This is a genomic window from Rhodococcus rhodnii NBRC 100604 (assembly GCF_001894925.1).
Taxonomy (GTDB): Bacteria; Actinomycetota; Actinomycetes; order Mycobacteriales; family Mycobacteriaceae; genus Rhodococcus_F; species Rhodococcus_F rhodnii.
This window is the reverse complement of sequence record NZ_BCXD01000032.1, coordinates 1-25,033: the sequence shown is the minus strand read 5'-3', so window position 1 is coordinate 25,033 and position 25,033 is coordinate 1. Positions and strand designations below refer to the sequence as shown.

The 25,033-nt window shown below is 70.5% G+C and carries 27 protein-coding genes; 11 read left to right on the top strand and 16 right to left on the bottom strand.

What is annotated here, in order from left to right:
* Window positions 1–146 precede the first annotated feature (146 nt).
* Genes RR1_RS18855 through RR1_RS18835 form a run of 5 tightly spaced genes read right to left on the bottom strand, consistent with a single transcriptional unit; the run spans window position 147 to window position 5,515 of the window.
* A complete protein-coding gene (locus RR1_RS18855; RefSeq protein ID WP_010836969.1) occupies window positions 147–1,889 on the bottom strand; it encodes a sodium/solute symporter in 1,743 nt (580 codons plus the stop codon).
* A gap of 2 nt (window positions 1,890–1,891) precedes the next feature.
* The gene (locus RR1_RS18850) at window positions 1,892–2,266 is read right to left on the bottom strand and encodes a DUF485 domain-containing protein (protein WP_010836968.1); all 375 of its coding nucleotides are present in this window, start codon (window positions 2,264–2,266) and stop codon (window positions 1,892–1,894) included.
* The gene (locus RR1_RS18845; protein ID WP_040772303.1) at window positions 2,251–3,033 is read right to left on the bottom strand and encodes a LytR/AlgR family response regulator transcription factor; all 783 of its coding nucleotides are present in this window, start codon (window positions 3,031–3,033) and stop codon (window positions 2,251–2,253) included. Before RR1_RS18845 ends, RR1_RS18850 begins: the two co-directional genes overlap by 16 nt.
* A 47-nt stretch (window positions 3,034–3,080) precedes the next feature.
* Complete coding sequence (locus RR1_RS18840; RefSeq protein ID WP_010836966.1) at window positions 3,081–4,283, bottom strand: sensor histidine kinase; 1,203 nt, start codon at window positions 4,281–4,283, stop codon at window positions 3,081–3,083.
* On the bottom strand, window positions 4,280–5,515 hold the full coding sequence (locus RR1_RS18835) for a lipase family protein (RefSeq protein ID WP_010836965.1): 1,236 nt from the start codon (window positions 5,513–5,515) through the stop codon (window positions 4,280–4,282). The genes RR1_RS18840 and RR1_RS18835 overlap by 4 nt, the downstream gene beginning before the upstream one ends.
* A gap of 132 nt (window positions 5,516–5,647) precedes the next feature.
* Between RR1_RS18835 and RR1_RS18830 the strand changes: the two genes are divergently transcribed.
* Window positions 5,648–5,950, top strand: a complete 303-nt coding sequence (locus RR1_RS18830) for a MerR family transcriptional regulator (protein WP_010836964.1) — start codon at window positions 5,648–5,650, stop codon at window positions 5,948–5,950.
* 28 nt (window positions 5,951–5,978) lie between these two features.
* On the opposite strand, the gene RR1_RS18825 is transcribed toward RR1_RS18830, so the two are convergent.
* From RR1_RS18825 to RR1_RS18790, 8 genes are all read right to left on the bottom strand, one after another.
* A complete protein-coding gene (locus RR1_RS18825; protein ID WP_010836963.1) occupies window positions 5,979–6,281 on the bottom strand; it encodes a hypothetical protein in 303 nt (100 codons plus the stop codon).
* On the bottom strand, window positions 6,278–6,994 hold the full coding sequence (locus RR1_RS18820; RefSeq protein ID WP_010836962.1) for a GAF and ANTAR domain-containing protein: 717 nt from the start codon (window positions 6,992–6,994) through the stop codon (window positions 6,278–6,280). The genes RR1_RS18825 and RR1_RS18820 overlap by 4 nt, the downstream gene beginning before the upstream one ends.
* 79 nt (window positions 6,995–7,073) lie before the next feature.
* Complete coding sequence (locus RR1_RS18815; protein WP_169847067.1) at window positions 7,074–7,541, bottom strand: ATP-binding protein; 468 nt, start codon at window positions 7,539–7,541, stop codon at window positions 7,074–7,076.
* A gap of 46 nt (window positions 7,542–7,587) precedes the next feature.
* On the bottom strand, window positions 7,588–7,926 hold the full coding sequence (locus RR1_RS18810; protein WP_040772313.1) for an STAS domain-containing protein: 339 nt from the start codon (window positions 7,924–7,926) through the stop codon (window positions 7,588–7,590).
* A gap of 114 nt (window positions 7,927–8,040) precedes the next feature.
* Entirely contained in the window at window positions 8,041–8,373 is a 333-nt protein-coding gene (locus tag RR1_RS18805) for an antitoxin (RefSeq protein WP_010836959.1), read from the bottom strand.
* Window positions 8,374–8,441: 68 nt separating this feature from the next.
* Complete coding sequence (locus RR1_RS18800; protein WP_010836958.1) at window positions 8,442–10,952, bottom strand: HAD-IC family P-type ATPase; 2,511 nt, start codon at window positions 10,950–10,952, stop codon at window positions 8,442–8,444.
* A gap of 10 nt (window positions 10,953–10,962) precedes the next feature.
* Window positions 10,963–12,132 carry an MBL fold metallo-hydrolase gene (locus RR1_RS18795; RefSeq protein WP_010836957.1) on the bottom strand — a complete coding sequence of 390 codons (1,170 nt, stop codon included), beginning with the start codon at window positions 12,130–12,132 and terminating at the stop codon, window positions 10,963–10,965.
* Entirely contained in the window at window positions 12,122–12,853 is a 732-nt protein-coding gene (locus RR1_RS18790) for an enoyl-CoA hydratase (RefSeq protein WP_010836956.1), read from the bottom strand. Before RR1_RS18790 ends, RR1_RS18795 begins: the two co-directional genes overlap by 11 nt.
* Window positions 12,854–12,958: 105 nt before the next feature.
* On the opposite strand from RR1_RS18790, the gene RR1_RS18785 reads away from it, so the two are divergent.
* Both RR1_RS18785 and RR1_RS18780 read left to right on the top strand, forming a co-directional pair.
* Window positions 12,959–14,122: an NAD(P)-binding domain-containing protein gene (locus tag RR1_RS18785; protein WP_010836955.1), complete on the top strand. Its 1,164-nt coding sequence runs from the start codon at window positions 12,959–12,961 to the stop codon at window positions 14,120–14,122.
* 97 nt (window positions 14,123–14,219) lie between these two features.
* A complete protein-coding gene (locus RR1_RS18780; RefSeq protein WP_143153929.1) occupies window positions 14,220–15,668 on the top strand; it encodes a phospholipase D-like domain-containing protein in 1,449 nt (482 codons plus the stop codon).
* Here RR1_RS18780 and RR1_RS18775 read toward each other — a convergent pair.
* The gene (locus tag RR1_RS18775; protein ID WP_051111054.1) at window positions 15,655–16,668 is read right to left on the bottom strand and encodes an alpha/beta hydrolase; all 1,014 of its coding nucleotides are present in this window, start codon (window positions 16,666–16,668) and stop codon (window positions 15,655–15,657) included. The two genes, RR1_RS18780 and RR1_RS18775, sit on opposite strands and share 14 nt — an antisense overlap.
* A 150-nt stretch (window positions 16,669–16,818) precedes the next feature.
* Window positions 16,819–17,682, bottom strand: a complete 864-nt coding sequence (locus RR1_RS18770; RefSeq protein ID WP_051111053.1) for an aldo/keto reductase — start codon at window positions 17,680–17,682, stop codon at window positions 16,819–16,821.
* A gap of 127 nt (window positions 17,683–17,809) precedes the next feature.
* On the opposite strand from RR1_RS18770, the gene RR1_RS18765 reads away from it, so the two are divergent.
* From RR1_RS18765 to RR1_RS18750, 4 genes are all read left to right on the top strand, one after another.
* Window positions 17,810–18,436 (top strand): class I SAM-dependent methyltransferase, encoded by a 627-nt coding sequence (locus tag RR1_RS18765; RefSeq protein WP_040772308.1) that lies wholly within the window; start codon window positions 17,810–17,812, stop codon window positions 18,434–18,436.
* An 87-nt stretch (window positions 18,437–18,523) separates the two neighbouring features.
* A complete protein-coding gene (gene adh, locus RR1_RS18760) occupies window positions 18,524–20,047 on the top strand; it encodes an aldehyde dehydrogenase (protein ID WP_040772302.1) in 1,524 nt (507 codons plus the stop codon).
* 52 nt (window positions 20,048–20,099) lie between these two features.
* Window positions 20,100–20,591, top strand: a complete 492-nt coding sequence (locus RR1_RS18755; RefSeq protein WP_010836949.1) for a DUF779 domain-containing protein — start codon at window positions 20,100–20,102, stop codon at window positions 20,589–20,591.
* A 97-nt stretch (window positions 20,592–20,688) separates the two neighbouring features.
* Complete coding sequence (locus tag RR1_RS18750) at window positions 20,689–21,312, top strand: Ltp family lipoprotein (protein WP_010836948.1); 624 nt, start codon at window positions 20,689–20,691, stop codon at window positions 21,310–21,312.
* 20 nt (window positions 21,313–21,332) lie between these two features.
* Here the strand turns inward: RR1_RS18750 and RR1_RS18745 are convergent, their stop codons facing one another.
* Complete coding sequence (locus RR1_RS18745) at window positions 21,333–22,838, bottom strand: HNH endonuclease signature motif containing protein (protein ID WP_238558932.1); 1,506 nt, start codon at window positions 22,836–22,838, stop codon at window positions 21,333–21,335.
* Window positions 22,839–22,916: 78 nt separating this feature from the next.
* Between RR1_RS18745 and RR1_RS18740 the strand changes: the two genes are divergently transcribed.
* The 4 genes from RR1_RS18740 to RR1_RS18725 are packed head-to-tail and all read left to right on the top strand — an operon-like array spanning window position 22,917 to window position 25,026.
* Window positions 22,917–23,240 (top strand): hypothetical protein, encoded by a 324-nt coding sequence (locus tag RR1_RS18740; protein WP_010836946.1) that lies wholly within the window; start codon window positions 22,917–22,919, stop codon window positions 23,238–23,240.
* Window positions 23,237–23,464: a hypothetical protein gene (locus RR1_RS18735; RefSeq protein ID WP_010836945.1), complete on the top strand. Its 228-nt coding sequence runs from the start codon at window positions 23,237–23,239 to the stop codon at window positions 23,462–23,464. Before RR1_RS18740 ends, RR1_RS18735 begins: the two co-directional genes overlap by 4 nt.
* 9 nt (window positions 23,465–23,473) lie before the next feature.
* On the top strand, window positions 23,474–24,649 hold the full coding sequence (gene macS / locus RR1_RS18730) for a MacS family sensor histidine kinase (protein ID WP_010836944.1): 1,176 nt from the start codon (window positions 23,474–23,476) through the stop codon (window positions 24,647–24,649).
* 35 nt (window positions 24,650–24,684) lie between these two features.
* Window positions 24,685–25,026 (top strand): response regulator transcription factor, encoded by a 342-nt coding sequence (locus tag RR1_RS18725; protein ID WP_071990696.1) that lies wholly within the window; start codon window positions 24,685–24,687, stop codon window positions 25,024–25,026.
* Window positions 25,027–25,033 lie beyond the last annotated feature (7 nt).

Sequence of the window (25,033 nt, the reverse complement as noted above, 5' to 3'; positions counted from 1 at the left end):
ATTATTGAGATGCACGTCACTCACCAACACTGTGGTCCGAGTCACACGGCGAACTGTCGGAGGCTGCGCCGAGCGGTCACCACGACACGACGAACGGCAGGCGCCCGATCGCGGTCACCGGGCTCGATCACAGTCCCCGGGCTCGATCACAGTCCCTGGGCGCGATCGCTGCCCATCCCCATCCGTTCGGGAAGGTGCATCCGCGCGAACCGCTCGCCCACGGCGGGCGGCAGGCGGCGGCGCGTCAGCTTGCTCACCACGATCATCGTGACGAAGGCGAGCGGGACGCTCACCGCCGCCGGGTAACCGAGGATCGCGGCGAGCAGGCCGCCGCCGAGTCCGCTCGTTCCGCCGATGACGGCGATCGTCGCCGCACCGCCCGAGACCACACCGCCCACGACGAGACCGGCCGCCGCACCCACCGCCGTGAGACCGCGCCACCAGATGCCGAGCACGAGCAGCGGGCACAACGTCGACGCCGCGACCGCGAACACGAGCCCGACGGTGCGCGAGAGATCGAGCGAGACGAAGACGACCGACAACACGACGGGGACGATGCCCGCGAGGATGGCGGCGATGCGGAAGTCGCGGATCCGGCCCGACAGCACGTCGGTGCCGATCACCCCGGCGAGCCCCACGAGGAGGCCCGACGACGTCGACAGGAAGGCCGCGATCGCACCCGCGGCGACGAGCGCCGCGAGCAGCTGCCCGAACAGTCCGCCGAACACCGACGACGGCAGCAGCAGCACCGCGGCGTCGGACGTTCCCGTGATGAGAAGCTGCGGGACGAACAACCGCGAGAACACCCCGAGCGCGACCGTGAACACGTAGAAGCCCGCGAGCAGGCCGATCACGGCGAACGACGTCGAGCGCGCCGCTCGCCCGTCCGGGTTGGTGTAGAAGCGCACGAGCACGTGCGGTAGCCCCAACGTCCCGAAGAACGTCGCCACCATGAGCGAGTACACCTCGTAGGTGGGGTACTCGCCACCGAATCCCCAACCGGGAGTGATCCAGTCGGAGTTGTCGGCAGGTGCACCGGCCACGACGGGCACCGCGGCACCGGCGTCGAGTTCGAGCACCGTTCCCGCCGTGAGGGTGTGCGTTCCCTCGGTCAGCACCGTCTCCTCGGTGCGATCCTCGCCGTCGACGGACGAGCCGGCCGCGACCCGCACCGGATCCGAGACCTGGACGACGACGTCGGTCGTGACGTCGACGGTCGTCGCCTCCGGGACCGTCGGCGGCGCAGGATCGCCCAGCTCGTGCCGGTCCCCCACGAACCACAGCGCGAGCGCGATCGCGGGCAGCGCGACGGCCGTCAGCTTGAGCCAGTACTGGAACGCCTGCACGAACGTGATCGACCGCATGCCGCCCGACGCGACCGAGGCGATGACGATCGCCCCGACGACGGCCGACCCGAGCCACGACGGCAAGCCCAGCAGGATCTGCAGCGTGAGTCCCGCGCCCTGCAACTGCGGCACGAGATACAGCGCGCACACGATCGCGACGACGAGCATCGACAGCGTCCGCAGTCGCCGTGACCCGAGCCGGAACTCGGCGAAGTCGGGGACGGTGTAGGCGCCCGAGCGGCGCAGCGGAGCGGCCACGAACAGCAGGACACCGAGGTAGCCCGCCGTGAATCCGATCGGATACCAGAGCGCGTCCGCGCCGTACTTCGCGACGAGACCTGCGACACCGAGAAACGATGCCGCCGACAGGTACTCGCCCGAGATCGCGGCGGCGTTCCAGCGCGGTCCGACGCTGCGCGACGCGACGAGGAAGTCCGACGTCGTGCGTGCGAGCCGGACGCCGTACGCGCCGATCGCCACCGTCGCGACCGCCGCGAGGACGACAGCGGCGACGGTGAAGGCGGGAACCCCGGTGTCGCCCACCGTCACCGGTCCACGAGTTCGGTGAAGTCGTCCTCGTTGCGTTCGGCCTGTCGGACGAACACCCAGCCCACGACGAGCAGTGCGACGTACGCGAGGACGCCGAGCACGATCCACGCGACCCGCACGCCCCACAACGACGCCTCGGCGGCGCCGGGCACGAGCGCGAACACCGCGGGCACCGACCCGAAGAGCACGATCGCGACGACGGCCAGCCGGATCGCGAGCCGCAACTGGGTGCGCACGAGCGCACGCACGACGGCGTCGCCGACCGCGGTCTGCTCGAGCACGTCGGTCCGCGTCCGCATCGTCCGCGCACCGCGGCGTCGGGCGAGGACGACGCGCTCGCGGGGGCGCGGCGCCGTCACCGCGTCGTCCACTGCTGCCGCGGCGCACGCACCAGGCGGTCCTTGAGACCCCGCGCGTGACGGCGGCTCACCGGCAGTTCGACGGCGGGATCGTCACCGTTGGGGCGCAGCCGGACGACCGACCCCGTCCCGACGGCGCGGATCCCCGTCACGAGCGGGAGCGACACGAGATACGACCGGTGCACCCGCAGGAAGCCGGCATCCTCCCACCGCGCTTCGAGCGCCGAGATCGGGATGCGGACGAGATGCGACCCCTTCGCGGTGTGCAGGCGCGCGTAGTCGCCGTCCGCCTCGACCCACTGCACGTCCGCGCGATGCACGAGCGTCGTGACGCCCCCCAGCTCGACGGGGATCACCTCGCCCTCCTCGTCCGCGGCGGCGGGTTCGGCGACCCGGCGCTGGGCGACGACGCGGCGCACCGACTCCGCGAGCCGCTCGTCGCGCAGCGGCTTGAGCAGATAGTCGACGGCGCCCAGATCGAACGCGTCGACGGCGCGGTCGTCGTGAGCCGTCACGAACACGATCGCGGGCCGCTCGGTGAACTGGGTGAGCACGCCGGCGAGTTCCAGACCGTCGAGACCGGGCATGTCGATGTCGAGGAAGACGGCGTCGATCCCGCCCGACCGCAGGATCCGCAGCGCCGTCGTGGCGTCGGACGCCGTCTCGATCCGCCCCACCTCGTCCTGCGCCGAGAGCAGGTACGCGAGCTCGTCGAGCGCCGGCTTCTCGTCGTCGACGGCGAGGACGGTCAGCGTCACAGGTGTCTCGTGAGCGTTCACACTCGTGATTATGGTGCCGCGGGTGACGGGATTCACGCCCGGCGGCCTCAGGCCCGCACACCCTGCCGAAACTTGGGCACCCGCATGCTCACCTTCGTGCCCGCGCCGGGGGCCGTCTCGACCACGAGCCCGTAGTCGTTGCCGAACGCCGCACGCAGCCGATCGTCGACGTTCGCGAGACCGACGTGCGCCGCTTCGCGCACCGCACCGGCGCGTTCGTCGACCGCGTCGAGGGCACCCGACCGCAACAGCTCCGGGTCCATCCCCACGCCGTCGTCCTCGACGCTGACGACGCAGTCGGTGCCCTCGTCCGTCGCGACGATCGTGACGGTGCCGCCGTCCGGCTTGCCCGCGAGACCGTGCCGCACCGCGTTCTCGACGAGCGGCTGCAGAGCGAGGAACGGGAGAACGACGCCGAGCACCTCGGGCGCGATCCGCAGCCGCACCTGCAGCACGTCGCCGAAGCGGGCGCGTTCGAGCGTGAGATACCGGTCGATGTTGCGCAGTTCCTCCGACAGCACCGTGTACTCGCCCGCCGCACGGAACGAGTACCGGGTGAAGTCGGCGAACTCGAGGATCAACTCGCGTGCCCGGACGGGATCGGTCCGCACGAACGACGCGACCGTGCCGAGCGCGTTGTAGATGAAGTGCGGACTGATCTGGGCGCGCAGCGCCCGCACCTCGGCGCGGTCGAGCCGTGCACGCGAGGCGTCGAGGTCGGCGAGTTCGAGGCGGCTGGACACGAAGTACGCGACCTCGGCGAGCGCGCCCAGCGAGCCCGGACCGGGATCGGATTCGGTGACGGCGACGAGGGCGCCGAGCCCGGTGCCGTCGTCGGCCATGAGAGGCTGCGCCACGATCGCGCGCACCGGGTGCGGACCGGTCACGCCGTCGAGGTCGCCGGCCGCCACGAGGGTGCGCCGGCCCGCCGTGCTCGCCGTCTGCGCTGCGTGCGCGACATCGGCACCCAGCGCGCGGTGACCACCGCTCCACGCGAGGACCTCGCCGTCCGGGGACACGACGGCGAGCGCCGCGGCACCGGTGAGCGTCTGCAGATGCGGCGCCGACTCCGCGGCGGCGGCCTCGGTGAGCCCACCGCGCAACGGCGCGATCGCCCGCGACGCGGAGTGCAGCGCCGCGTGGACGGCACGCTCGGCGGGCGTCGCGAGCTCACGCCGCGACCGCAGCCACGCGTACGTCGCACCGCCACCCACCAGCGCCGCGACGATCACGGCGAGGACCGTCGTCACGGCAGCAGGTCCGCGCCGCACGAGTTCGGCGGCGGCTCACCGGCGAAACGCGCGCCGACCCACTCCACCGCGCTCGCGGTGGCGTTCGGATCGGAATGCCCCTGCTCCGGCGAGTACACGTACTCGATCGTGTCGCCCAGTGCGCACGCCCGCAGCACGGCGTCGCGCGTCCAGGCCGCGTCGATGACGTTGTCCGCGCCGCCCACCGCGACGAACATCGGCGCGCCCGCGCCACGGCGCGGCAGGGCCGCGTCCGCGAGATGCTCGTACAGCTCCTCCGCGTCGCGCGTGGTCTGCGGCCCGATGTCGGTCGGCCGGATCTGCGACGCGAGCCGGAGCTTCTCGTCGATCCGGTCCGTCACGCACGACCGCGTGACGTCGGGATTCTCCGCGACGACGCCGCGCACGTACCGGCTCTCGTCGAACTCCTGATCCACCGCGGCGACGCCGTCGAGCACGAACGGCATGAGCAGCGTCTGCGGCCACGTCAGCGGCAGCGTGCCGCCGTCGTCGACGCCGACCGCGTCACGCAGGATCGGCGAGAGGTCGGCGGCGGGCGAGAGATTCGCGGCGCCGACGAGGTCGAGACCGTCGCCGTACTCGGCGGCGAGCTCGGCCGCCGCCCACGAAGCCTGACCGCCCTGCGAGCCGCCGATCGCCGCCCACCGCGTCGAGGTTTCCGGCACGACCTCGCGGGCCGCTCGGACGGCGTCGACGAGGTCGTAGCCCGCGGAGTCCGCATCGAGATACGGGTGCGGGCCCGGCGTGCCGAGTCCCTGATAGTCGGACACCACCGCGACCCAGCCGCGTTCGAGCAGGGGAGTCACCATCGACGTCGTCCCCATGAGCGTCGGCGAGAGCGACGGCGCGCACTCGTCCTCGACACCCGTCGTGCCGTGGCCGACGGTGACGACCGGGAAGCCGCCCTCGGGCGCGGGACCGGCGGGCGCGAACACCGTCGCGACGACGTCCACGCCGCTGCCGTCGATCCCGGAGGTCGTCCGGTACGTCACGCGCGTGACGGTCGCCCCTGTCGCCGCGACCGCGGGATCGATGTCGGTGACCGGCTCCGAGGAGACGACCTCGCCGCGTTCGTCGCCCTCCGGAGCCGGCGTCGTCGTCTCGATCGGGGGGCCGGGGTCGTCGCCGGCACTCGAACCGCAGCCCACGAGGAACACGAGGCCTGCCGCGAGCGCGCACGCACGAGTACGGGTTCGGATCACGGCCGCCACGCTACTCGCCACGAGCGTGCCGGACGGCGGTCGTCGCGCCGCCGGCCTCCGGATCCCGGTCGTCACCCCTCGGCCCCGAATCCCGGTGGTAATGTCCCGTTTCAGCCCTAGCAGATGGGAGAGAGAGGTCACGTGTCCTCCGTCGCGAATTCGCATGCCCGCACGCGGTTGTTCGGCTTCTCGGACGCCGTGTCGATGTCGGGCGTCGGCCCGCAGACGCTGCGACTGTTCGAGCGTCGCGGCCTGATCTCTCCCGTTCACACGCTCGACGGCCGCGTCCACTACACCGAATCGGACGTCGGCCGCATCGGCAGGATCGACGAACTCGCCGCCCGCGGCCTCAATCTCGCCGGGATCGATCTCGTCCTCGAACTCGAGGACCGCATCGCGCAACTCGAAACGCAGCTCACCGATGACTCCGAGCCGGACTGCTGAACGCCGTGGGACCGGCGCAGCGGAATTGTCACACGTGCCACTCGGGCGAGCCGGACACCTCCGCGAACGCCTTCTCGAACGCATCCACGAGCCAGTCGTCGGTGACGTCCGCGAGGACCTTCCCGGGGCCGCCGTCGTGAGCGTCGCACAGCAACGTCAGGCGCCAGCGGCACGACACGTCGCCGAGCTCGCCCAGCGGGACGGCGACGACGGCCCGGTCGAGCTCGTAGTCCACGCGGATGGCGAGGCCCGAGGAGATCGTCACGATCCGCGCACCACGCTGCGTCAGCATCGACAGCGCGACGAGACCGTCCTCGAGCGCATCGGTCACCGCGCGTGTCCCTGCACGATCCTGCTCGCGAGTTCGGCGATCCGGACCTGGGCACGCGACGACGCGCGCTGGAGCAACGCGAACGCCTCGTCGTCGGTGACGCCGTGTTGCGCCATGAGCAGCCCGATCGCCTTGCCGATCTCGCGGTTGCTGTCGATGCCGGACCGCAGCGTCGAGGCGTCCTCGCCCCGGACCGCGGACGTCACGGCGACCGATGCGAACGCCGCGACGAGGACGGCGATGTCGGCGTTCTCCCCCTCGAAGTCGCCCGCGGTGTCGCCGAACAGATTGAGCGCACCGACCTTCCGATCGTCGACGAGCAGCCGGAAACCGAGTGCGCCGCGAATCGGCGTCTCGGCGATCAACCGGGCCGCGAGCGCGGGCCAGCGCGTCGTCGGCGACGTCAGATCGCTCTCGATCTGCGCGGCCTCGTCGTCGAGGGCGTCGAGGCACGGCCCCTCACCGGTGATGCGTTCGAGCTCGTCGGCGCGTGCCGCGACCTCGTCGCTCGCGGCGACCGTGAGGACGCGCTCGGTCGATCCCTCGCGCCGCCGCAGCATGATGCTCGCGTGGTCGCAGCCCGGAACGACCGCGACCGAGACCTCGCACACCGCTTCGTAGATCTGCTTGGCGTCGTCGGCGTCGTAGACGACCTGGGCCAGCTCACGGAACACGTCTGCCAGGCGTAGGCCGGCATCGCTCTCGTCTCGCATCGGGCCTCTCTTCTCACGTCGACACCGGGCCGCATTCCGCTCACCGCTGGAGCACCACAGATTATGCGATACGCCCGGATCACCAGACGGCGGACCGAGGATCGACGTCGATGTGCCAGGTCATCGTGACGACGGTCCCCTGGCACGTGCGTTCGATCTCGGTGTGCGCGGCGAGCCGCCGGATGAGCCGTACCCCGTTTCCCCGATTGCTCTCGGTGTCACGTCCGGAGTCCCCTGCCTGCTCACGCCATGTGCCGTGATCGGCGACCGTCACGCGCAGCGTCGACGTGTCGGGGACGTACGTCGCCTCGACGTCCATCAGCGGATCCTCGTCGCTGTCGACGTACGCGTGCTCGACGACGTTCGCGAACGCCTCGTACGTCGCGAGCACGACGTCGCCCTGCTGACGCGAGTCGACACCGATCCCGCCGAGCCACGCACCGATCTGACGTCGCAGCGTCGGCAACTGCGACGGGTCCGCGCCGATACCGTGATACGACAGGCTCACCTCCGCGTACGGCGGCCTGCGACGGTGACGCCCCGTCACGGAGATCTGCTCGTTCGTCGCCGCGGCCGTGATCGCGACCGCCCCCTCAGACTCGGCACGCTGCAACGGCGTCGTCGACTCGGTCGAACACGGGAAGGACGTCGCCCACTCCGACGAGCGCCATCGGCCGAGCGGTGGCGGCACCGTAGGCGACGACGGCGTAGCGCGTGCCGGAGCGGCCCGCGTGCTCCGCGGCGTCCATGAGGACGCTCATCCCCGCGGAGGCGAGGAAATGGACGCCGCTGAGATCGACGACGAAGCCGCGGGGATCGTTGCCGAGTGCCGCGGTGATCGAGTCCGAGAGTTGCGTGGCCGTGACGAGATCGATCTCGCCGAACACCGACATCAGCAGCACGTCGCCGCGCCACGACACCGATACCGACATCAATGCGTAATCGTCCGACGAACCCGCTGTGCTGTGGTCCACTTCGACAGTGTGCCGCAACTCCACGGCGGCGTCACCTGTCGATTCGCGGCATCGGCCTCGGGGCGTACCGGCTCAGGGCGTCGGGGGATCCGTCTTCGGCGGTTCGGTCCTCGGCTGCTCGGTCTTCGGCGGCTCGGGTGCCGGGGGCTCGGGTGCCGGCGTCTCGGGTGCGGAAGCCTCGGGTGCCGGCGTCTCGGTGCCACCCGGCTCGGCGGCGGCGTCGCGCGGAACGGCGTTCTTCGCTGCGCCGGCCGCCTTGCCGATCTGCTCGTGGTACTTGCCGCCGGTCTTGTCGTCGGCGAACTTCGACGCCTTGTCCACGGCGTCGTGGATCTTGTCGGCGTTGTCGGTGGCCGCCTTCTTACCCTTGCCGATCAGGTTGTCGAGCGAATCGCGCCAGCTCATCGTCTGTCCTTTCGGTATCCCCCGACCTCACGGTAGCGCGCGCGAGAGCGGCACTGCTCGGCTCCGGTCTACTCGGGCACGTCGTCGCCCGTCGCGAACAGCCGCCGGCGCTCGCCGCGGAGCCTGCCCGACACCCACCACGCGACCTCGACGAGGAGAACACCGACCAGCCCGCACGTGACACCCGTCGCGAGCACCGCGGGATTGGAGATGTCGAGCGCGAAGAACCGCTGCAGGAAGGGAACCCCGAAGATCACCACGTAGCCGAGGGCCGAACCGGCCAGCAGCACGATCTTCCACCACGTGTACGGCCGCGCGACGACGGCGAGTACCCACAGCGCGATCATGATCAGCGTGACGAGCGCGGCCGTCCCGGCCTGTTCCTTCTGCTGCTGCGTCTGGTCCGGGCCCGCGTAGACGAGCAGATACGCGACGAACGTCGTGACGCCGATGATGACGCCCGACGGGATCGCGAGCCGCAGCACGCGCGGCACGAAGCCCGAACGCGCACGCTCGTTGTTGGGCGCGAGCGAGAGCACGAATGCCGGGATGCCGATCGTGAACCACGCTGCGATGGTGACGTGCCGCGGCAGGAACGGATACGGCACGGGATCGAGCGCGAAGATCTGCGACGCGACGCCCGAGATCCCGACGAGGAACGCCAGCAGCACCGAGTAGACGGTCTTGGTGAGGAACAGGTTCGCGACCCGCTCGATGTTGCCGATGACGCGGCGGCCCTCGCCCACGACGTACGGGAGCGTCGCGAACTTGTTGTCGAGCAACACGATCTGCGCGACCGACCGCGTCGCCGGACTGCCCGATCCCATCGCGACACCGATGTCGGCGTCCTTGAGCGCGAGGACGTCGTTGACGCCGTCGCCCGTCATCGCGACGGTGTGCCCGCGGGACTGGAGCGCGCCGACCATCGCGCGCTTCTGGTCGGGCCGGACCCGCCCGAACGTCGTCGACTCCTCGACGACGTCGGCGAGTGCCTCACCGCCTTCCGGCAGCGTCCGCGCGTCGACGGGATGCTCGGCGCCGGGGAGATCGAGGGTCCCGGCGACGGCGCCGACCGACACCGCGTTGTCTCCCGAGACGACCTTCACCGCGACGTGCTGGCTGTCGAAGTACTCGATCGTCGGCTTCGCGTCGGGACGCACCTTCTGCTCGAGGACGACGAGCGCGCGCGGCGTCACGGTTCCCGGGGCGGCGTCGTCGTCGACGCTGCGGTCGCTGCTCGCGAGCAACAGCACCCGCAGCCCCTTCGCGCCGATCTCCTCGGCGCGGCGCGCGACGTCCGAGCCGTGCTCCTGCAGCACGTCGGGTGCGCCGAGGATCCAGTTCCCGTGGGAGCCGTACGAGCGGCCGCTCCACTTCTTCGCCGACGAGAACGGCGCCTCCGCGGTGGCCTCGCCCCACGCGGGCCGCTCCGCGAACGCCTCCGCGATCGCCGCGACACTCGCGTTCGGACGCGGATCGTCGGCGGCGAGGGCCGCGAGCGCGGCCTTCGGGTCCTGCCCGTTCGGGGACTCCCCGATGACGTGGACGTCGGCGAGCCGCATCCCGTTCTCGGTGAGCGTGCCGGTCTTGTCGGCGCACACGACGTCGACGCGTGCGAGCCCCTCGATCGCCGGAAGCTCTTGCACGAGACACTGCCGCTTGCCCAGCCGGATCACGCCGATCGCGAATGCGATGGACGTCATGAGCACGAGCCCTTCCGGCACCATCGGCACGAGCGCCGCGACCATGCCGTTGAGGGCGGGTCCGAGCGGCTGCCCCGAGGAGAACAGCTGGTTGTAGACGATGAGCGCGCCCGCGGGGATCATCAGATACGTGATGATCGCGAGGATGCGGTCGATCCCGCCGCGCAGCTCCGACTTCACGAGCGTGAACTTGCTGGCCTCGTCGGCGAGGCGCGCCGCGTAGGCGTCGTGGCCGACCTTCGTGGCGCGGTAGGCGCCGCTGCCGGACGACACGAAGCTGCCGGACAGCACGGGCGATCCGACCTGCTTGTCGACGGCGTCGGCCTCGCCGGTGAGCAGCGACTCGTCGACGTCGAGATTCGCGCTCTCCACGACGACGCCGTCGACCACGATCTGGTCGCCGGGACCGAGTTCGACGATGTCGTCGAGCACCACCCGATCGGGGGCGATCTCGGCGGCCGCACCGTCGCGGCGCACGACGGGGCGCGCCTGCCCGACGATCGCGAGCTTGTCGAGCGTCCGTTTCGCGCGGATCTCCTGGATGATGCCGATACCCGAGTTCGCGACGATGAGCAGGCCGAACATTCCGTCGATGATCGATCCGGTCGCCATGACGATGACGAACAGCACGCCGAGGATCGCGTTGATGCGGGTGAAGACGTTGCCGCGCACGATGTCGCGCACCGACCTGCTCGCCCGCGCGGGCACGTCGTTCGTCTGTCCCGCGGCGACGCGCTGCGCTACCTCGTCGGAGGTCAGCCCCCGCCGGACGTGCTCCGGATCGGTCGCCACCGCGACCCCGGCGCCGTCGCCGGCCGGCCCTCCTGCGCCGCACCCGTCCACATCCCCGGACGGCGCGGGTTCGTCCTGCTTCATTCCGACGAGATTAGTCGGCGCGCCCCGCCGCCACTGTGATCCACCAGGGTGACACGGAGTCGGGCTGCTCACGCAGGCCCACGATGCCCACCGGGCGTGCGTCGTCGATCTCGGTGCGCTCGCCGGGCCGGGGGATCAGGACGGGGACGTCCGCGTCGCGGGCGGCCGAGACGAGCCGTGTGGCGGGCTCGACCCACGGATGGAATGCGAGATCGAAGGTCGCCCAGTGGATCGGCAGCAGCAGTCCCCCGCGCAGATCGCGGTGGGCCCGGACGGCTTCTTCAGGGTCCATGTGGATCTCGTGCCACATCTCGTCGTAGGCACCGACCGGGAGCACCGTGACGTCGAACGGACCGTAGCGATCGCCGATCTCGGCGAACTGCCGCGTGTATCCGGTGTCGCCACCGAAGAACACGCGGTGCTGCGGGCCCGCGAGCACCCACGAACTCCACAGCGTCGGATTGCGCGTGAGGCCGCGGCCCGAGAAGTGCCGTGCCGGTGTGCACGTGAGCCGGATGCCGCCGAGTTCGACGGAGTCGTCCCAATCGAGTTCGACGATGCGCTGCTCCGCGATCCCCCACCGCCGCAGGTGAGCGCCCACGCCGACGGGGACGACGAAGGGGACCTCCTGCAGATCGCGGAGCGCGAGCAGCGTGCGCCGATCGAGGTGGTCGTAGTGATCGTGCGAGATCACGACGGCGTCGAGGCGCGGCAACTCGTCCAGACCCGACGGCACCGGATGCAGCCGGGCGGGTCCGACGACGGTCGACGGCGACACACGTTCGCTCCACACCGGGTCGGCGAGCACCGTGGCGCCGTCGATCTCGATCAGCGCACTCGCGTGACCGAGCCACGTGACGGCCAGATCGGCCACGGTGTCGGGAAACTGCGGCGCGACAACGGGTATCGGGGTGGGCGGCTTGCCGACACGGCCCCGCGTCGCGAACCGGGCGGCGATCCGCCACGGCGGTGCGGTGGGCCCGGGGTGCGCCGGTTCGGCGTTGTGGAAGGTGCCGGAGCGCCAGTGCGGCGACGCCGCGGCGAACGGGCGGATCGCGGAGCGCCGCGCACCCATCTCGACAGGAATCGACCACGCCGCCCGCGCGAGGGCCGCCACTCCGGCGGCCACCGCGAGCCCGCCGAGCACGCGTCGCACACCCGGCGTCGTGTCACCTGCCACGGAACACCGGATCCCGCTTCTCGGAGCGCGCCGTCCGCGCCTCGGCGGCGTCGTCGCTGCGCCACGCGGACTCGAGGGCCGCGATGTGCTCGGCGGGAGCGTCGTCCTGCGTGCCGTCGTCGTTGAACGTCATCTTGAGATGACGCAGCGAGAGCGGCGCGAGCCGCGCGATCTGCTGTGCCCACGCGTGCGCGTCCGACCGCGAACCGATGCGGTTGACGAGCCCGTGCTGGAAACCGGCGACCGCGTCGAGCCTGTCCGCACCGAGCAGCATCGTGCGCGCGGGCCCGCCGCCGACGAGCGAGGCGAGCCGGTGCACCGTCCAGCGGTCGACCGAGATCCCCAGTTTCGCAGCGGGAATCGCGAAGACGGCGTCGGGAACGGCGACGCGCAGGTCCGCGGCGATCGCGAGCTGACAGCCTGCGCCGATCGCGGGACCCCCGATCGCGGCGATCACCGGAACCGGGACGGAGTCGACGGTGTGCAGCATCTCGAGGAGCGTGTCGGTGAAGCCGTCCGCGTACACGTCGCCCGACAGATCCGCGCCCGCACAGAAGGCGGGGCCACGGCCCGTGACGACGATCGCGCGGGCACCCGCGTCGACCGCCTCGGTCAGCGCGTCCCGGATCGCGGTGCACAGCTCGGTGTTCAGTGCGTTGCGACGCTCCTCGCGCTGCAACTCGACGGTCACCACGTCACCGTCTCGGGTCGTCCCGATCATGTCCCTCCTCGTCCGCACACCATGTCGTCCCGCACACCATGTCGTCGCACCTCACACGCCGGCCGCGGAACAAGCGCGGACACATCGACGGTTGTACGAAAGGTTATGACACCGCAGCGCACCGACGTGGACGTACTCGTGATCGGCGCAGGTCAGGCGGGCCTGTCGGCTGCCTTCCACCTGCGCAGGCTCGGGCTGTCGCCCGGCGACGGCTACGTCGTGCTCGACCACGCACCGGGGCCCGGTGGCGCGTGGCAGTTCCGGTGGCCGTCGCTGACGCTCTCGACCGTCAACGGTGTGCACGATCTGCCGGGCGCGAGCTTCGACGAGTACGCGGACATCGGCGATCTCCCGGGCACGGTGCGCGCGTCGGCGGCCGTTCCCCGATATTTCGGCGACTACGAGGAACGCTTCGCGCTGCCCGTGCGGCGCCCCGTCGACGTCCGCGTCGTGTGCGACCGCGACGGCCTGCTGCATGCGGAGACCGATGCCGGCCTGTACGTCGCGCGTGGCGTGATCAACGCGACAGGGACGTGGGAGCGTCCGTTCGTCCCCTTCCATCCGGGCGCCGCGCGGTTCGCCGGCCGCACCCTGCACACGCGCGACTACCGCACGCCCGACGAGTTCGCGGGGGCTCGTGTCGTCGTCGTGGGCGGCGGCATCTCCGCGCTGCAGATCCTCGACGAGGTCTCCCGCGTCGCGGACACGCTGTGGGTCACCCGCCGCGAACCGGTCTTCAGCGACGTGCCGTTCACCCCCGAGGCGGGCACCGCCGCCGTGGCGCGAGTCGAGGACCGCGTGCGGCGCGGGCTTCCACCCGGATCGGTCGTGTCGGTGACGGGTCTTCCGGTGACGCCCGCGGTTCGTGCGGCCCGCGAACGTGGTGTGCTCGACCGGCATCCGATGTTCGACGAGATCACCGAGCACGGGGTGCGGTGGCCGGACGGCACCGAGTACGAGGCCGACGTGATCATCTGGAACACCGGCTTCCGCAGCGCGCTCGACCATCTCGCGCCGCTGCGGCTGCGCGGGCCCGGCGGCGGGATCACGATGACCGGGCGTCTCGCGACGCAGGTCGCCCGCGACGCGCGCATCCACCTGGTCGGGTATGGTCCCTCCGCGTCCACCATCGGTGCCAACCGGGCCGGACGCGCTGCCGCGACGGAGCTGACCCGTCACCTCGCACTTCCCACCCGCGTGGGGCCGCCGCCGGTCTCCGATCGAGAGAAAGGCAGTGCCGGTGGATCGCCGCGTTCCGCACTCGGATGACGCTCCCGCTTCCGAAGTCCCCGATCCCGACTCCACTGATCCCGGAGCAGTCCTGCGGACGGGCGAGACGTGCTGGCGGATCGAGCGCGCCGACCGCATGGCGGTCGTCGTCGATGCCGCCGACTACTTCCGCATCGCGAAGGCAGCGATGCTGCGGGCACGCCACCGCATCATGCTCATCGGCTGGGAGTTCGACACCCGCATCCGGCTCGACCCCCGTTCGGGCGGTCGCGACGAGTTGCCCGATCGGCTCGGCCGATTCCTTCTCTCGCTCGTGAAGACGCGGCCCGACCTCGACATCCATCTTCTCGAATGGGGAGTCGGCTCGGTGTCGCGGTTCGGCCGCGCGGCGACGCCAGTCTTCCTCGCGGACTGGATCACCGACGATCGCCTGCACCTGCGCACCGACTCGGAGCATCCGATCGCGGGAGCGCACCACCAGAAGATCGTCGTCATCGACGACTCGTTCGCCTTCTGCGGCGGGATCGACATGACGGTGGACCGCTGGGACACCTCCGAGCATCGCGACGACCATCCCGTGCGCCGCACCCCGGCGGGCCGCCCGCACGGCCCGTGGCACGACGTCACGGCTGCCGTCGACGGCGAGGCCGCCCGCGCACTCGCGACCCTCGCCCGCCGCCGCTGGGCGCGCGCGACGGGCGAACGCCTCGACCCGCTCGATCCGTCGAGCGACCCGTGGCCACCCGAACTCGAACCCGCCTTCCGCGACGTCGACGTCGCGATCGCGCGCACGATGCCGCACCTGCCGGGCCGGGCCGAGATCCGCGAAGTGGAGGCGCTCTGGTTCGCCGCGATCGCGTCGGCGCGCCGCTCGCTCTACATCGAGACGCAGTACCTCGCGTCGCGGCCGATCGTCGACGCCATCGCGCAGCGCCTCCGCGAGCCGGACGGCCCCGACGTCGTGATCGTGTTGCCCCGCAACGCCGACGGCTGGCTCGAACGCAAGGCGATGGACGGCGCGCGCCGCGTACTGCTGCGGGAACTGTGGGACGCCGACGTGCACGGGCGGCTCGGCGTCCACTTCCCCGTCGCCGAGGGCGGCACCCCGATCTACGTGCACGCGAAGGTCCTCGTCGCCGACGATCGGCTGCTGCGGATCGGGTCGTCGAATCTCAACAATCGTTCGCAGGGCTTCGACACCGAGTGCGACATCGCGATCGAGCCGCCGGCCCCCGAGCAGCGGGCTGCCGTCGCCGCATTCCGGACGCGGCTGCTCGCCGAACACCTCGGGGTGACGGCCGACGAGATCACCCGCCGCACCGACGACGCGGGCACGGGACTGCACGCCGTCGTCGAAGAGCTGCGCGGCGACGGCCGCAGCCTCGTGCCGTTCGACGCCGCGCACGTCTCGGACGAGGACAGCATCGTCGCGTCGTCGTCGCTCGCCGACCCCGAATACGCGGAATCCGGGTGGCCCGGACGGCTTGCTCGCCGTCTCGGGCTCACCCGGATTCTGCGTACCGGCGATCGGGGTCGCCGGCAACGCGGGCCCGATCAGCAGGCCCGCGGCGTCACCACGCGTTGAGCGCGTTCAGGATCTGCGGGCGTGCCTTCCACAGCTCCGCCGACCAGTACGGCCACGAGTGGATGCCGGAGCCGTTGAACTGGAAGGTGACCGGGATGCCGAGCGAGGCCATCCGGATCTGGTAGGCCCTGGTCTGCACCATCGACAGGAACTCGAGGCCCATGCCCATCGCCGTGTTCCAGTAGTCGATCGGCGCCGACGGGTGATCGAAGTGGCCGGGCAGCCCGTTGCCGGACGCGACGTACAGCGACATGCCCTGCATCTGCGGCGCCGAGACGAAGGGATCGTTGCGCAACCACGCCGGATCCCACGGGAAGCCCCACATCGCGTCCGAGTTGTAGCCGCCGGCGTCGAGCATCGCGATGCGGATCGCCTCACGCATGCCCGGCGCCGAGGTGTTGAGGTACCCGGACAGCGATCCGGCGAACCGGAACTGGTCGCGGTGATGCGCGGCGAGCGTCATCGCGGCGGTGCCGCCCATCGAGGGACCCATGATGCCGGAGATCGAGCGATCGACGCCGAAGCCCGCGAGGAAGTCGGGCAGCTCCCGCGTCAGGAACGTCTCCCACTTGTAGGTGATGTGCTGGTTGTTGAAGTTCGACGGGTTGTACCAGTCGGAGTAGAAGCTCGACTCGCCGCCGACGGGCATGACGAGCGTCAGATTGTCGCCGCGGAACTGGTCCATCGCGTTCGTCTCGAACGACCACGCGTTGCGGTCGTCGCGCGCCCGCAGGCCGTCGAGGAGGTAGAGGGCAGCGGTGCCGCCTCGCGACGCCCACTGCACCTGCACCTTGATGTTGCCCATCGAGGACGGAACCCACAGTTCCTGGTACCCGCCCCACGGCACGGCTCGCGCGGGGGTGCTGTGTCCCGGGGCCGCGGCGGCCGTGCCCGCGAACACCGCGGTGATCGCGAACACCAATGCCACGAGTACGGACACGGCTCGCGGCGCTGCACCCCCACCTCTCGCCGACGACTGTCTCGAACCGGTCTCGATCATGCGATGGTGCTCCGTTCGTTCCCGTGCGTCCTACTGCCGGGTCAATCCTCGAACGAGTTCGGAGCGTTACCCCTCCGAGATGTGCGGTCCGTCTCGTAACGAAGAGATCTCTGAGAAACCGGACGCGCGGTACCGGAAAGCAGCCCGCCGTCAGGCCCCGAACGTCTCGGGATCGGGACCGAGGCGGCCTACGTCGAAACGGAGTCCGTCGATCGCGTCGATCTCGTCGGGCCCGAGCCGGAAACCCATCACCTCGAAGTTCTCGGCGATCCTCGACGGCGTGACGGACTTGGGGATCGCGATGGTGCCGATCTGCAGATGCCACCGAAGGACGATCTGCGCGGGGGTGCGGCCGTGGGTCCGGGCGATCGCCTCGATCGTCGGGTCGCCGAGGACGCTGCCCTGCCCGAGCGGCGCCCACGCCTCCGTCGCGATGCCCCGTCCCATGTGATACGCGCGCAGCTCGGTCTGCGTGAATCCGGGATGCAGTTCGATCTGGTTGAGCGCCGGCACCTCACCGGTCTCGGCGATGAGCCGCTCGATGGCCTCCTCCGTGAAGTTGGAGACGCCGATCGACTTCACGCGCCCGTCGTCGCGAAGCTTCTGCAGCGCACGGAAGCTGTCGACGTACCTGCCGAGCGACGGCACCGGCCAGTGGACGAGATACAGATCGAGATGGTCGAGACCCAGCCGGTTCATGCTCGCGTCGAACGCACGCAGCGTCTCGTCGTAGCCCTGGTCGTCGTTCCACAGCTTCGTGGTCACGAAGACCTCGTTGCGGCGGAGCCCGGAGTTCGCGAGCGCGCGCCCCACACCGTCCTCGTTCCCGTAGAGCGTCGCGGTGTCGATGCTGCGATAACCGACGGTCAGAGCCTCCTCGACGACGCGCTGCGCCTCGTCCGGCTCGACCTTGTAGACGCCGAAACCGAGCTGCGGGATCTGTCTGCCGTCGGAGAGAACGATGGTCGGGATCGCACTGCCTGCGCTGTCGAAGCGCGTGTCGTCGGAGGTCATGTTTCCCACGGTAACCATGCAGCCACCCCATCCGGGGCGGCCCGCGCGTCCCATGCAGGTGTCACACGAGTCACGAACGGGTATCCGAGCCGGAGACGGACTGGACGGAATGTGGGGAGGTGTGCGGGTGGGACTGGTTCACGAAGCGTTGTTCCGCATCGGCATGACCCCGTGGGTGCAGCCGCTCACCGCGTTCGACGCACAGATCGACACCCTCCTCGGCGAGGTGACGCTGCCGACGGGGACGCGCCACCGGCAAATCCTTCCCGGCCGCGCGCTCGGTGTGGGCTGCGGGACGGGCGAGCACGCAGTCGCACTCGCCCGGCGCGGATGGCGGGTCGTGGGCGTCGACACCGTGGCGTACGCGCTCGAACGCGCTCGCCGGCGCGCGGCGCTGTCGGGGGTCGAGATCGACTTCCACAACGTCGACGTCTGCACCGTCGAGGCGGGTGGTGTGTTCACGTCGTTCGACCTCATCGTCGACGTCGGCTGCTATCACGGGCTCGACGACGCCCGGCGCCGCGACTACGTCGAGCGTGTGACGCGGCTGGCCGAGCCCGGGACCTCGCTGCTCATGTACGCCTTCGGGGCGGGACATCGCGGGTTCTTCCCGAGCGGCGCGTCGCACCATCACGTCGAGCGGCGGTTCGGCGACGGGTGGTCGTTCGTGTGCGACTGGGACGCCGACACGACGGAGATGAGCGGACCGTTCAAGAAGGTCGACCCGCGGTGGTTCCGGCTCGTGCGCAGGTGAGAGTTCGGCGAGACCGGCGTAGCGCGTACTGTGTCATACATCACACACACGTTCCGATGTGATGTACGAACGCGAAGGAGTTCATCGATGACCGTGTACGCCCGCCCCGGTACCGACGGCGCGACGATGTCGTTCGAGAGCCGCTACGACAACTGGATCGGCGGGCGGTGGGTTCCGCCGGCCGAGGGCAACTACTTCGAGAACCCGACCCCCGTCACCGGTCAGGTGTTCTGCGAGGTGGCCCGGTCGACGGCGAAAGACATCGATCTCGCCCTCGACGCCGCCCACGCCGCGGCACCCGCGTGGGGAAAGACCAGCCCCGCCGAACGCTCCGTGATCCTCAACAAGATCGCCGACCGCATCGAAGCGAATCTCGAGTCGATCGCCCTTGCCGAGTCGTGGGACAACGGCAAACCCATCCGCGAGACGCTGAACGCCGACATCCCGCTCGCCGTCGATCACTTCCGCTACTTCGCGGGAGCGATTCGCGCACAGGAGGGTTCGCTCTCCGAGATCGACGAGCACACCGTCGCCTACCACTTCCACGAACCGCTCGGTGTCGTCGGGCAGATCATTCCGTGGAACTTCCCGATCCTCATGGCCACGTGGAAGCTCGCGCCCGCGCTCGCCGCCGGGAACTGCGTCGTCCTCAAGCCCGCCGAGCAGACGCCCGCGTCGATCCTCTACCTGTGGTCGATCATCGGCGACCTGCTCCCCGACGGCGTCGTGAACATCGTCAACGGCTTCGGCACCGAGGCAGGCAAGCCGCTCGCGTCGAGCGATCGCATCGCGAAGATCGCGTTCACCGGTGAGACGACCACCGGGCGGCTCATCATGCAGTACGCGTCGCAGAACCTCATCCCGGTGACGCTCGAACTCGGCGGCAAGAGCCCGAACATCTTCTTCTCCGACGTCATGAGTGCCGCCGACGACTTCCAGGACAAGGCGCTCGAGGGCTTCACGATGTTCGCGCTCAATCAGGGCGAGGTGTGCACGTGCCCGTCGCGCTCGCTGATCCAGCAGGACATCTACGACGAGTTCCTCGAACTCGCGACGATCCGCACCAAGGCCGTCCGGCAGGGCGATCCGCTCGACACCGAGACGATGATCGGCGCGCAGGCGTCGAACGATCAGCTCGAGAAGATCCTGTCGTACCTGGAGATCGGCAAAGGCGAAGGCGCACACGTCGTCACGGGTGGCGAGCGCGCCGAGCTCGGTGGCGACCTCTCGGGCGGCTACTACGTCCAGCCGACGATCTTCACCGGACAGAACTCGATGCGGATCTTCCAGGAGGAGATCTTCGGGCCCGTCGTGTCGGTGACGTCCTTCCAGGGGTACGACGACGCGATCTCGATCGCGAACGACACCCTCTACGGCCTGGGCGCCGGGGTGTGGTCGCGTGACGGCTCGACGGCGTACCGCGCGGGACGCGACATCAAGGCCGGTCGCGTCTGGACGAACACGTACCACCAGTACCCCGCGCACGCGGCGTTCGGCGGATACAAGCAGTCAGGCATCGGCCGCGAGAACCATCGCATGATGCTCGATCACTACCAGCAGACCAAGAACCTGCTGGTGTCGTATGCGCCGGGCGCGCAGGGCTTCTTCTGAGCCGGGGGCTGTCGTGACCGCTCCCCCGCGGGCCGTCGCAACCGCGGAGGCGATGGATCTGCTCCGTCGCCTCCGCGGCATGCACGGCGCGCTCATGATGCACCAGTCGGGCGGATGCTGTGACGGGTCCTCGCCCATGTGTTATCCGTTGGGCGAGTTCGTGGTCGGTGATCGCGACGTGCTGCTGGGCGTCCTCGATCTCGCGCTCGACGTCGGCGCGATGCCGTCGTCTGCGCCCGCCGACGCCGATGCCGTCCCGATCTGGATCTCGGGCAGCCAGTTCGCGACATGGAAGCACACGCAACTCGTCCTCGACGCCGTCCAGGGCAGAGGTGGCGGGTTCAGCCTCGAAACTCCCGAGGGCAAGCGCTTTCTCACGCGTGGCCGGGTGTTCGAGCCCGGCGAACTCGCTGCACTCGAGGATGCTCCGCCGGTGACCGGCGCCGACTGGGGGGCCGGTGCGCGGCCGGCGCTGCCGACGGCTCCGCTCGTCGTCGCCGAGGCGGCCGATGCATGCCCGGTGCCGGGAACGCCGCTGCGCTGAGGTGCTGAGGTTCTGTCGGTGGGTCCTGTCATTCTGTACGGCTCTCGCACATGCGGGGCGCGTCGGTGACGACGCACCATCTCCACAGGAGCACGACATGACGGAGTCCTACCCCACCGCGCAGCCCGGCCTGCCCACCGGCGCCAGTGCACCGAAGAAGCGCAAGAAGTGGCCGTGGGTGGTCGGCGCCATCGCTCTGGTTCTGGCCTTCGGCGCCGCTTTCGGTGAAGCGGACACGGACACTGCCGGGACGGCGACAGCCGCGCCGAGCAACGAGGCGGCGGTCGTGCCGGCACCCCCCGCACCCGCCGCGCCCGTCGCGCCCGTCGCGCCCGTCGCGCCCGCTGAAGCTGCCGTGGACGCGGCGCCGGCCGTGGACGCCGTTCTGCCCGTGACCACGGCAGCGTCTGCACCTGCACCTACCGAGCCGCAGGTCAGCGCGGGGCAGCGCAACGCCCTCCGGTCCGCCGAGCAGTACCTGCAGTTCACGGCGTTCTCCCGCAGCGGGCTGATCGACCAGCTCGCGTTCGAGGGCTTCTCCACCGAGGACGCGACGTATGCAGCGGACACCGTGACGGTGGACTGGAACGAGCAGGCAGCCCGAAGCGCCGAGCAGTACCTCGACTTCACCTCGTTCTCGAGGTCGGGACTGGTCGACCAACTCGTGTTCGAGGGCTTCACCGCTGCGCAGGCCGAGTACGGCGCCGACGCCGCGTACTGATCGCAGCTCGGATCAGTCGGTCAGGGAATCTCGCCGTCACCTCCGGCGGCGTCGTTCGTCACGCGTCCACGGCGCAGTTCTGCCGGCTGCCGGGCGCGGCGCCGAGCGAGGGCACCGGCCACGAGGTCGCCGAGATGGTGGCGGTGGTTGACGCGAGGTTTCCTGGCCGGATCGATGTGTGGCGGTGGGATCCATTCGGTGCGGCCGGGATGCGGCGAGCCGGGCGGTGCGACACGGGTTGTCCAGCCGCCGGGCCCGTCGTGGACGAGGGCATGGCAGCTGTCGCAGGCAAGATCTTCGTTGGTGATGTCGGTGGCGCCGCCTTCGCGCCACTCGGTGATGTGATGCACCGCCGAGAGCGACGCAGGTGCATCACATCCCGGCCTGGTGCAGCCACGAGACGCGGCGATCAGCGCGAGCCGCTGATCCGGGGAGGCGAGACGACGGCGGCGGCCGAGGTGCAGCGGCCGCCCATGGTGGTCGAACAGGGCGAGCACCGGGTGTGCACGCTCGGCCATCCGCAGCGCGTCCCCGACCGGGACCGTGCCGCCCGTCGCGGTCGTCGCCACCCCGGCTGCTGTCTCGACCTGATCGATCGTCATGGTGACGATCGCCGTCACCGGAAGCCCGCGGTGGCTCCCCAGAACCCCCGACGACAGGAAGTGATGCAGGGCCGCTTTCAGCGCATCGTGGTTGCGCTGCACCGCGGAACGCGTGTCGCGTGCTGCCGCCTTCGCCAATGCATCACGATCCACGGCCGGTGAATCCACGTCCCCGGACGGGGATTCGGGGTCGTCCGGATTGTTCATGCCGGGGCGGGCGAGTTTCGCGAGGACCGGTTCGAGCAGGGCCCGCGTCTGCGGGTCGAGGAGCCCGGAGACCGGGGTCATGAGGTCGGTGCCCTGTCTGCCGAGGCGCAGCCCGCGGCGGCGCTTGCGATCACGCTCGTCCGGGGCCTTACCGTCCGGGTCGAGGTGCGCCAGCAGACGGACCCCGATCTTCGTGACGTCGTCCGGCGTGGTGGAGCGGGCGGCGTCGGCGAGGATCTGCTCGGCGGCGTCCACCTCCTCGGTCGGCGTGCTGCACGGGATCTGCCGCATCGTCCTCGCGATCGCGGCGACGTGATCGGGACCGATCACGCCGTCGCGGACAGCGGCCGCGGTGGTCGGCAACGCAGCATCCAGCGCCTCGCCGGACGCGGTGTGCCAGGTGCCGGTCTTGATCGCGCCGCGCACGCGCCGCGCGGCATCGGCCGACGAGATCCGCAGCGACTGGACCAGGAACTCGTTCACCGACCGGCACGCGAGGGTCGCGGGAATCGACCGCTCCACGGACTCCACGATCACCCGATGCCCGGCCGCGGACGCCTTCCGCAACGACACCTCCATCCGCTGCAGGGCCTCGACGACCTCGGCGTCCGACAACCCCGCCAACGGTGCGGCCAGCAGACCCTCGACCGCCGCATCGAGCGACGCCAGGTGATCTTCCACCTGGACGACACCACCCGCACCCCCACCCGAAAGCACGTTCGAAGTCTACCAAGACCCACCGACACACATCAGCGCTCGACCGCAGCAGTGGAACGGCGCTCACGCACGCCGCGCATGGAAAGATCACTCGGCATGGCGGGGGATCGTGAACGCGGGGATTCGATCGATCGCACGGCCTGGCTCGCGTCCACCGCCACGACCGTTGCGACAGCAGGCATCACCTTCGGAGCCTGGGCGAGCGTGTCTCGGCACGGGGACGCGGAGTTCCCGGATTCTCGCCTGCTCCTCGCCGCGGTGTTGCTCGTGTACGTACCACTCCTGTTCGTCGTGGCACGCAAACGAGTCACGATCTCGATCGCGGTCCTGTACGGGCTCGTCTTCGGACTTCTCTGCGTTGTGGCGATTCCCGCCGCGTCGACGCTGACCGGTGGGCAATGACCTCGTTCGGAAAATGGACTCAGCCAGGAATCCTTCTCGGCCTGGTATGCGCGTTCACCGGCTTCTACCTCGCCCCCGCGATCTGGCTCGTCTTCGCGCTGACGCTGGTCGGCCTGCTGACCCGACAGGAGACCGTGCGTCAGGTGAGCTGCGGTGTGGTGCTCTCGTTCGTCGTTCTGTTGATCGCGCTCGGGGTCTACGGCGGAACGCAGTTCGGAGCCTAGGCTCTCTTCATGACCGATCAGCGCATGACCGATCGGGCGCGCGCCGACCCGACCGCGGTGCGGCCGATCTGGCGTGCCGCACAGGTCTTCCGGCTCGCCACCGTGGTCTACGCGGTGGGCTACCAGATCGTGTCGGTGGACTCCTACACCCGGCCGATGCTCAGCTGGGTGCTGGTGGCGCTGCTGACGGTGTGGTCGGGGGCCGCCGCGATCGTGCTCTCCCGCGACACCGCGCGGGAGCGGACGTGGCCGGTCGTCGCCGACATCGCCGTCGTGGTGTCGCTGATGGCGGCGACCCGGCTGGTCGCCGATGCCGACTTCTACACCACCCACCAGACGCTGCCGACGACGCTGTGGGCCACCAACGCCGTGGTGTCGGCGGCGATCCTGCGCGGACCTCTGATCGGAGTCACCACGGGGCTGCTGATCTCGGTGGTCGGCGCCGTCGTGCGCGGACGATCCGATCTCGATCTCGGCAGCGACGCCACCGCGCCGATCCTGCTGTCGGTGGGACTCGCGATCGGCCTCGCCGCGAACACTGCGCGACGCTCGCACCGCCAGCTCGAGCGGGCCACCCGCCTCGCCGCGGCGACCGCCGAACGCGAACGTCTCGGCCGCGAGGTGCACGACGGCGTCCTGCAGGTGCTCGCGTACGTGCGGCGGCGCGGCAACGAGATCGGCGGGCCGACGGCGGAACTCGCACACATGGCCGGCGAGCAGGAAGTCGCGCTGCGCGAACTGATCTCGGAGCAATCGGTGCCGGTGAACGACGCCGACTCCGCCGACCTGCGCAGCGTCCTGCGCGCGGAGACAGGCACCCGCGCATCGCTGTCGGCGCCCGGCGTTCCCGTGTCGATGCCACGAGAGCGCGCCCACGAGATCGCTGCGATCGTCCGCACAGCGCTCTCCAACGTCGCCCTGCACGCCGGCCCGGCCGCGACGGCGTTCGTCCTGGTGGAGGATCTGGGCGAGACCGTCGTCGTCTCGGTGCGCGACGACGGCGTCGGCATCGCGCCGGGCAGGCTCGAGCAGGCCGAGACCGAAGGCCGCATGGGCGTCTCGCGGTCGATCCGTGGTCGGGCCGCGGCACTGGGCGGAACGGTGACACTGGACACCGCGCCGGGCGAAGGCGTCGAATGGGAGATCCGCGTCGCGAAACACGCGCCGGGGAGGGAACACGCGTGAACGAGGACCACACCGATGCACCCCCGCCGACCGTCATGGTGGTCGACGATCACCCGATCTGGCGCGACGGCGTCGCACGCGATCTGGCGGAAGCCGGGCTCACGGTCGTCGCCACGGCCGACGGCGTCGCGGCCGCGCGGCGCCGAGCCGCGGCCACCCGGCCCGCCGTCGTCCTCATGGACATGCATCTGCCCGACGGCAACGGCGCCGACGCCACCGCCGCGGTGCTCGAGGCGTCGCCCGGTTCGACGGTCCTCGTCCTGTCCGCGCTGAGCCATCGCACGGTCGAGAACCACGTGCAGGCGACACTCCGGAAGCTGCAGCTGGCCAATCGCGTCGAGCTCGCGAGGTACGCGATCGAACGCGGTCTCGACTGACCTAACT